At 69.5% G+C, this 6540-nt stretch carries 8 protein-coding genes; 5 read left to right on the top strand and 3 right to left on the bottom strand.

Features of this window, described 5'->3' with window-relative positions; translation table 11 throughout:
* Positions 1 to 380, top strand: a 380-nt coding sequence (locus E1289_RS35620; RefSeq protein WP_131988259.1) for a DUF72 domain-containing protein, incomplete at its 5' end; no start/stop codon positions are given.
* An 18-nt stretch (positions 381 to 398) separates the two neighbouring features.
* On the opposite strand, the gene E1289_RS35615 is transcribed toward E1289_RS35620, so the two are convergent.
* From E1289_RS35615 to E1289_RS35605, 3 genes are all read right to left on the bottom strand, one after another.
* Positions 399 to 731, bottom strand: coding sequence for a YnfA family protein (locus E1289_RS35615; RefSeq protein WP_131988257.1), 333 nt, complete (start codon positions 729 to 731; stop codon positions 399 to 401).
* 104 nt (positions 732 to 835) lie between these two features.
* Positions 836 to 1486, bottom strand: a complete 651-nt coding sequence (locus E1289_RS35610; RefSeq protein WP_131988255.1) for a class I SAM-dependent methyltransferase — start codon at positions 1484 to 1486, stop codon at positions 836 to 838.
* A gap of 384 nt (positions 1487 to 1870) precedes the next feature.
* A complete protein-coding gene (locus tag E1289_RS35605; protein WP_131988253.1) occupies positions 1871 to 2191 on the bottom strand; it encodes a hypothetical protein in 321 nt (106 codons plus the stop codon).
* A 100-nt stretch (positions 2192 to 2291) separates the two neighbouring features.
* Here E1289_RS35605 and E1289_RS35600 point away from each other — a divergent pair, with 100 nt between their 5' ends.
* The 4 genes from E1289_RS35600 to E1289_RS35585 all read left to right on the top strand — a co-directional run.
* Positions 2292 to 3473: an IS630 family transposase gene (locus E1289_RS35600; protein ID WP_207929366.1), complete on the top strand. Its 1182-nt coding sequence runs from the start codon at positions 2292 to 2294 to the stop codon at positions 3471 to 3473.
* Positions 3474 to 4065: 592 nt separating this feature from the next.
* Positions 4066 to 4605 (top strand): TIGR03086 family metal-binding protein, encoded by a 540-nt coding sequence (locus E1289_RS35595; RefSeq protein ID WP_131988251.1) that lies wholly within the window; start codon positions 4066 to 4068, stop codon positions 4603 to 4605.
* Between the two features lie 509 nt (positions 4606 to 5114).
* Positions 5115 to 6368, top strand: coding sequence for a cytochrome ubiquinol oxidase subunit I (locus tag E1289_RS35590; RefSeq protein WP_243713403.1), 1254 nt, complete (start codon positions 5115 to 5117; stop codon positions 6366 to 6368).
* A 13-nt stretch (positions 6369 to 6381) separates the two neighbouring features.
* Positions 6382 to 6540: cytochrome d ubiquinol oxidase subunit II (locus tag E1289_RS35585; protein ID WP_165970761.1), on the top strand; the 159-nt coding region annotated here is incomplete at its 3' end.

Raw genomic sequence — 6540 nt, 5'->3', positions numbered from 1 at the left:
CCCTCCGCGCCGACCACGAACGCCTCGCCGAATGCCTGCGCCGCTTCCCCCGGCACATCCGCGTCGCCGTCGAACCCCGCCACGCCTCCTGGTGGACCGACCAGACCCGCCGCACCCTGGAACACCACGGCGCCGCCCTCAGCTGGACCGATCGCCTAGGCCAACCCCAGACACCCCTCTGGAGAACCACCGACTGGCTCTACCTCCGCCTCCACGAAGGCCCCGCACAACCCTGGCCCCACTACGACGACGAAACCCTCCAAGCCTGGGCCGACGAACTCGGCGCCGCCGAGGACGCCTACGTCTACTTCAACAACGACCCCGGCGGCGCCGCCGTCCGCAACGCCCTCCGCTTCACCGAACTCACCGCCCGCCCCTGACACCCCGGGGGAGAGGCGTCACCCCCGCGGCGCGTACATGATCACAGCCACTCCCACCAGGCAGATCAGCGCACCGGAGATGTCCCAGCGATCCGGACGGAACCCGTCCACCACCACACCCCACGCCAGCGACCCCGCCACGAACACACCACCGTAGGCCGCCAGGATCCGCCCGAAATCGGGGGAGGGCTGGAACGTCGCCGCGAACCCGTACGCACCGAGCGCCAGCACACCACCGACGATCCACAGCGCCCCGCGCTGCTCACGCCATCCCTGCCACACCAGCCACGCCCCGCCGATCTCCGCCACCGCGGCGACCACGAACAACCCGACCGACCGGAGCACGCTCATGCCGCACACCCTACGGAACCCGCACGCAGCCCCACGCGGGCTCTGACGCCCTCCCAAAGGCAGACGACACCGGAACGGAATCCCCGGGCGCCAGGGCGAAGCAGTCAGCCGCGCCGGGTGGCGCGCACGACCACGTCGTCCAGCGGAACCGCACGGCCACCGGGACCGGTGAGCATGCGGTGCCGCTCTTCGGCGACAACGATCTCCCACTCGGCGCCGTCCAGGCGCGCCACGACGTCCGCGGCGGTCGCCGACGCCTCGGCGGGAGGCGCATGGCCGTGGCCGGCGTGGCCGGCGGCGCCGGGGGAGTGCAGATGCCCGACGATCAGCAGGGTGCCGCCGGGGGACACCCACCCGGCGACGCGCTCGTAGAACTCCAGTTGCGGCATCGCCGGATGGGCATAGTGGGTGGTGACCAGGTCGAACCGCATCCCCGGTTCCCAGCCGCCCAAGTCCGCCTCGACCCACCGCACACGCGCGCCGACCCCGCCCGCGGCCGCCCGGTCAGCCGCGCGGGCCAGCGCCTCGGCCGAGATATCGACCGCGGTGACCTCCCAGCCACGCGAGGCCAGCCAGACGGCCTCGGCGCCCGCGCCGCACCCCGCGTCCAGCGCCGTGCCCGGCACCAGTCCGCCGACCTCCCGGTCCAGGTACGGATTCGGAGGAACGCGGTGCGGGTTCTCGGGACCGTCGCTCCGTTGCCAGTGCCGCTCCCAGTAGTCCTTGTCGAACGCATGGTCGGGCCCGTGCGCCATCCGCCATCCTCCTCGGTTACGACGATCTCCACCGGGGTGCGCCCCTCGGTGCGGCCTTCACGATGCTGGTGGAGGGCAGCGAACCGCAAACCTTGTTGCCGAATGGCAAAATCCTGAGGTGGATGAAGCCGTCGACCGCACCCCTGGACGCCGTCGGACCGCGACTGAGCAGCACCCCAGCCGCCGCTCGGACGAATGAGAGGCCCGAAAAGTACTGGTTCACGAACTTCATCCCCAAACCAGACAGAATTCACCTTCTGTCTGGTTTGAACATCTTCCGGCTGGCCCCGTCCAGGCCTTGGGAGTCTCCGAGCACCTGCCACCGGACTCGTCGTGCTCGCCCTAAGTGGTCTGCGCCGTAAGTTCCTCGGGGGCTGAGTGCGGTCAGTTGCCGAGGTAGAGGCCGCAGGCGCAGTCGAGAGCTTCTTGTGGGGTGCCCGCGGTCATGCCGTTGGGCAGGATCTGGTTCTCGTATTTCCCGCTGCTGGCCAGGTAGACGCCGAATCCCCAGGTTGAGGCCGATCCGCCGTAGCGGAGCCGGAGGAGGGGCTGCCGGTGGCCGTCGGGCCGTTCTCCTTCGACGTAGGCGAACTGGCCGTGGTAGCGGATGTGCAGGTCACGCAGTTGAGGCCAGTGCTGGCGGGCGTGCGAGCGGAGCCGCTGGGCCAGCGAAGTCTTGGTCGAGGCAGGAATCGCAGGCGGCATGCGGCCATCTTGCCTGCTGCGGCGTGTCCGGCGTGAGTGCCGGGCACGGGCGGACAAGATCGGATCTCCCCGTGCACGATCTTGTCCAGAAGGCTCTCCGGTGCCCGCCTCTCATGCTCGCCAGATCACCCTGACCGGCCCCGAACGGCGTCGGCTGACCAAGCTCGCCTCCTCCCGCACCGCTGCTCACCAGCACGTGGTCCGGGCCCAGATCGTGCTGGACGCCACCGATGGCTGCTCCAACGCCCAGATCGCCCGCCGCCGGGGCATCAGCGTCGACACCGCCCGGCTCTGGCGCGGCCGGTATGCCGACCAGGGCGCGGCGGGCCTGGCCGACCGGCCCCGGTCCGGGCGGCCGGCCCGTTTCACCCCGGCCCAGGTCGCCGAGGTCAAGGCGCTGGCCTGCCAGCTACCGGCCGAGACCGGGATCCCGCTGTCACGCTGGAGCTGTGGTGACCTGGCCGATCAGGTCGTGGCCCGCGGCGCCGCACCGGCGATGTCGGCCTCCACCGTGCGCCGCATCCTGGCCACCGACGCGCTCAAACCCTGGCAACACCGGTCCTGGCTGTTCATCCGCGACCCCGCCTTCGCCGTCAAGGCCGGCCGCGTGCTGGACCTGTACGCCCGAATCTTCGACGGCGTCCGGCTCGGCGACGACGAGTATGTGATCTCCTCCGATGAGAAGACCTCGATCCAGGCGCGCTGCCGCTGCCATCCCACCCTGCCGCCGGGCACCTCACGCACCATGCGCATCGAGCACGAATACAACCGCGGCGGCGCACTGGCCTATCTGGCCGCCTACGACGTCCACCACGCCCAAGTCATCGGACTATGCAGCGAGACCACCGGGATCGACCCGTTCACCGACCTGGTCGACGAGGTCATGACCCGCCAGCCCTACGCCTCGGCCCGCCGGGTGTACTGGATCGTCGACAACGGCTCCTCCCACCGCGGCCAGGCCGCGATCGACCGGCTGACCAGGCGTTACCCGAACACAGTCATGGTCCACACACCGGTGCACGCCTCGTGGCTGAACCAGGTGGAGATCTACTTCTCCATCCTCCAGCGCAAGGTCCTGGCCCCCAACGACTTCACCGACCTGGACCAGGTCCAAGACCGGCTGACCGCCTTCGAGCACCGCTACAACCAGACCGCCCGGCCCTTCAACTGGAAGTTCACCCGGGCCGACCTGCAGAACCTACTGGCCCGAATCCAGCAGCACGAAGAAGCCGAACACGAAACCCAGCACCAACATCAGCCCGCTCTACCAACCGCAGCCTGACCCCCGAGGAACTTACGACGCGGACCACTAAGGCGCCCGGACGCACACCGGGCCCGTCACCACCCAGTCCGATCTCGACCGGGGAGTAGACCGAGTGGGCGGAGGTGCGGCGGACGGCGCCACATGGGTTGCCGGCCCTGCAGGGTGGGTGGAAGTTCGATTCGAGAACCGGCTGACGCGATGAGTGACGCCGGCACGTGCGCGCTGCCGAATGACGACATCTACGCACCACGCGAATGCCGTCCGAGCGAACTGATGGAAAGCCGCCGTCCTGGTCGGCAAGCGCGTCCGTCGACTACACCGGCAGCAGGTCAGTCTCCGCAGCGACGGCCCACGGGTGATGCGACCTCGGCGACGAGAACGAACGTGAGCGCGTGCGAGCCCCGGCCGGATGCGTCCGGATCGCCCCGCTTCCAGACGCCTTGATCGCTGGTCGATAATGTGCATTATGTTAAGTTAAGGTGATCTCGGGCGAGGTCTCCCCAGTAGCCCCTGCCTCGCCGGCCGCGGCCGCTCTGTCCGCCACGCCCTCACCCGTCACCCTGCCTGGCGTCCGCTGAGGCTCGGCGCCGGGGCCTGATTCGTTCGCGCCCTGGACGGTTTCGAGGCGGTGCTCGTCGCGACGCCGCCGGACAGGTGGCTGTCGCCGTCGCCGTGTGAGGGCTGGTGCGCGGTCGACGTCGCGGGGCACGTCACGGCGGGGCTGCTGGTGATCGAGATGCGTGCCGCCGGTCGGCCTCTCCCCCAGGACGATCCTGACTGGCGTGAGGTGGCCGGCGAGGATCCGGTGGCGTCGTGGCGTGCGGTGCGCGCCCGGATGACCGCCGAGCTGAGGTCCGGGCGGCTGGAGCGCCGGATCCGGCTGGCGACGGGGCAAGAGACCACGTTGCGGGAGTGGCTGGAGACGTATCCGCTGGAGCTGCTCGTGCACACGTGGGATCTCGCCCGGGCGACCGGGCAGTCGGTGGTGTTCGATGCCGATCTGGTGGGCCCCGCGTTGGAAACGGCGAGGCGATTGGCGCCCGTGGGGCGTGCGGCGGGGCGGGTCGGTCCCGAGCGTGCTCTTCCGGAGGACGCCGATGACCAGGCGCGGCTGCTGGCGTTGTTCGGTCGTGATCCGTTCGGTGGTTGATTCGCGGGCCGCTCCCCTCCCCCCGGGGCCATTGACGGTGCGGTGGGATCATGGCTCGACGCGATTGATCTTCACCTGAGGCGGGGCTCGCGCGCGGGCTGTACGTCTCCGCGTTCCTCGAGGATTTCGTTCTCCTGTACTCGGTGTACGCGGTGCTGTCACCGAGGCCGGGTTGTCCCCCGCCGCGATCTCGTCGTGGTTCGTGATCTGGTCGGTCACGGCGTTTCCCCCCTTGAGTTCCCGTCCGTTTGTGGGCGGCTGCGTTCTCGCGCCGGTGGCTGCCGGTGACCGCTCCCCTGTCGGTGCCGCTTCTGCCGCTGCTGGCGCTGGCGCTGGTGGTGGTCGTCCTGGGGTTGGGGGGCCGGGGTGGTCGAGTACATCCCGGGTTGTAGTGGCGGGGCGGGGGCTGCGCGAAAGGTGCATGGCGGTTGACCGCTTGCGCCTGATTCGCCGGTGAGGTGTGCGCGCCGAGGATTGGGGGGTCGTTTTCGGAGTGATCGTTGGGGCGTGTGCTGATGGGTGCGGACGCGTTGTTGCTGGCGCGGGTCCAGTTCGCGTTGACGGCCGGTACGCATTTCATGTTCGTGGCGTTGACGCTGGGGTTGGCGACGCTGGTGGCGTTGATGCAGACGCGGGCGGCGGTGTCGGGCAGTGCGGTGCATGCGCGGATGGTGCGGTTCTGGGGGCAGTTGTATGTCGTCAACTATGCGGTGGGGATCGTCACGGGCCTGGTGATGGAGTTCCAGTTCGGGCTGAACTGGGCGGGGATGTCGCGGATGACCGGCGGGGTCTTCGGGGTGCCGCTGGCGCTGGAGACGATCGTGGCGTTCTTCGTGGAGTCGACGTTCCTGGGGTTGTGGATCTTCGGGTGGGATCGGCTGAACCGGTGGGTGCATCTGGGGCTGATCTGGGTGGTGACGCTGACGGCGTACTTGTCGGCGTATTTCATCCTGGTGGCCAATGGGTGGCTGCAGCGTCCGGTGGGGTTCGAGATGGTGGACGGTGCGGCGCGGCTGACCGACGCGGGGGCGTTGCTGACGAATCCGACGGCGGTTCTGGCGTTCTTCCATGTGCTGTTCGGCGGGTTCTTGACGGCGGGGTTCTTCATGGCCGGGGTGAGCGGCTATCACCTGCTGCGGCGGACGGCGGAGGTGGAGTTCTTCCGGCGGTCGATGCGGGTGGGGTTGCTGGCGGTGGTGCTGTCGGTGATGCCGGTGGTGATCTTCGGCGGGGTGCAGTTCGCGTATGTGCAGCCGACGAAGCTGGGTGGTGAGTCGGCGGCGGCGGAGGTCGCGCGTTTCACGGCGCGGTTCGGGCCTGACGAGTACCTGGCGCCGGGGCTGGCGGGGGTCGGTGAGGCGCTGATGGTGACGATGTGGTCGCTGATGATGCTGGTAGCCGCGGTGGCGCTGGTGAAGCTGCCGTTCGGGAGGTGGCTGGTGCGTGGGCGGGTGTTCCACGTGCTGATGATCGTGTCGGTGCCGTTGCCGTATGTGGCGATGGTGTCGGGGTGGGTGTTCCGTGAGGTGGGGCGGCAGCCGTGGACGGTGTACGGGGTGCTGAAGACGCGGGACGCGTTGTCGGCGGGTGTGGGGCCGGGGACGCTGGCGGCGTCGTTCGCGGCGTTCACGGTGCTGTTCGGTGTGTTGTTCGCGGTGAACGCGTGGCTGCTGGTGCGGTTCGCGCGGCGGGGTCCGGAGGGTGCGGGTCTGGGGGCCTCTCCCCCGGCGGAGCCGACGCCGGTGCTGAGCGGGACGTTGTGACGGGAGCCTGGTGATGGAGTCTGTTGCGGTGGTGTTGCTGGCGGTGTTCTCCGGCGGGTATCTGGTGCTGGCCGGTGCCGATATCGGGGTGGGGATGCTGCTGCCGTGGCTGGGGCGGGATCAGCGGGAGCGGCGGCTGGTGATCGCGTCGTTCGCGCCGTTCTTCCTGGGC

It is taken from the genome of Actinomadura sp. 6K520, assembly GCF_004349245.1.
GTDB lineage: Bacteria > Actinomycetota > Actinomycetes > Streptosporangiales > Streptosporangiaceae > Spirillospora.
Note: the sequence above shows the minus strand (reverse complement) of the source record. Positions and strands in the feature narration are given on the sequence as shown.

Bases quoted from the DNA above. Each gene is read 5' to 3' on its own strand.
- E1289_RS35615 (WP_131988257.1), bottom strand. From the start codon at position 731: ATGAGCGTGCTCCGGTCGGTCGGGTTGTTCGTGGTCGCCGCGGTGGCG.
- E1289_RS35610 (WP_131988255.1), bottom strand. From the start codon at position 1,486: ATGGCGCACGGGCCCGACCATGCGTTCGACAAGGACTACTGGGAGCGG.
- E1289_RS35605 (WP_131988253.1), bottom strand. From the start codon at position 2,191: ATGCCGCCTGCGATTCCTGCCTCGACCAAGACTTCGCTGGCCCAGCGG.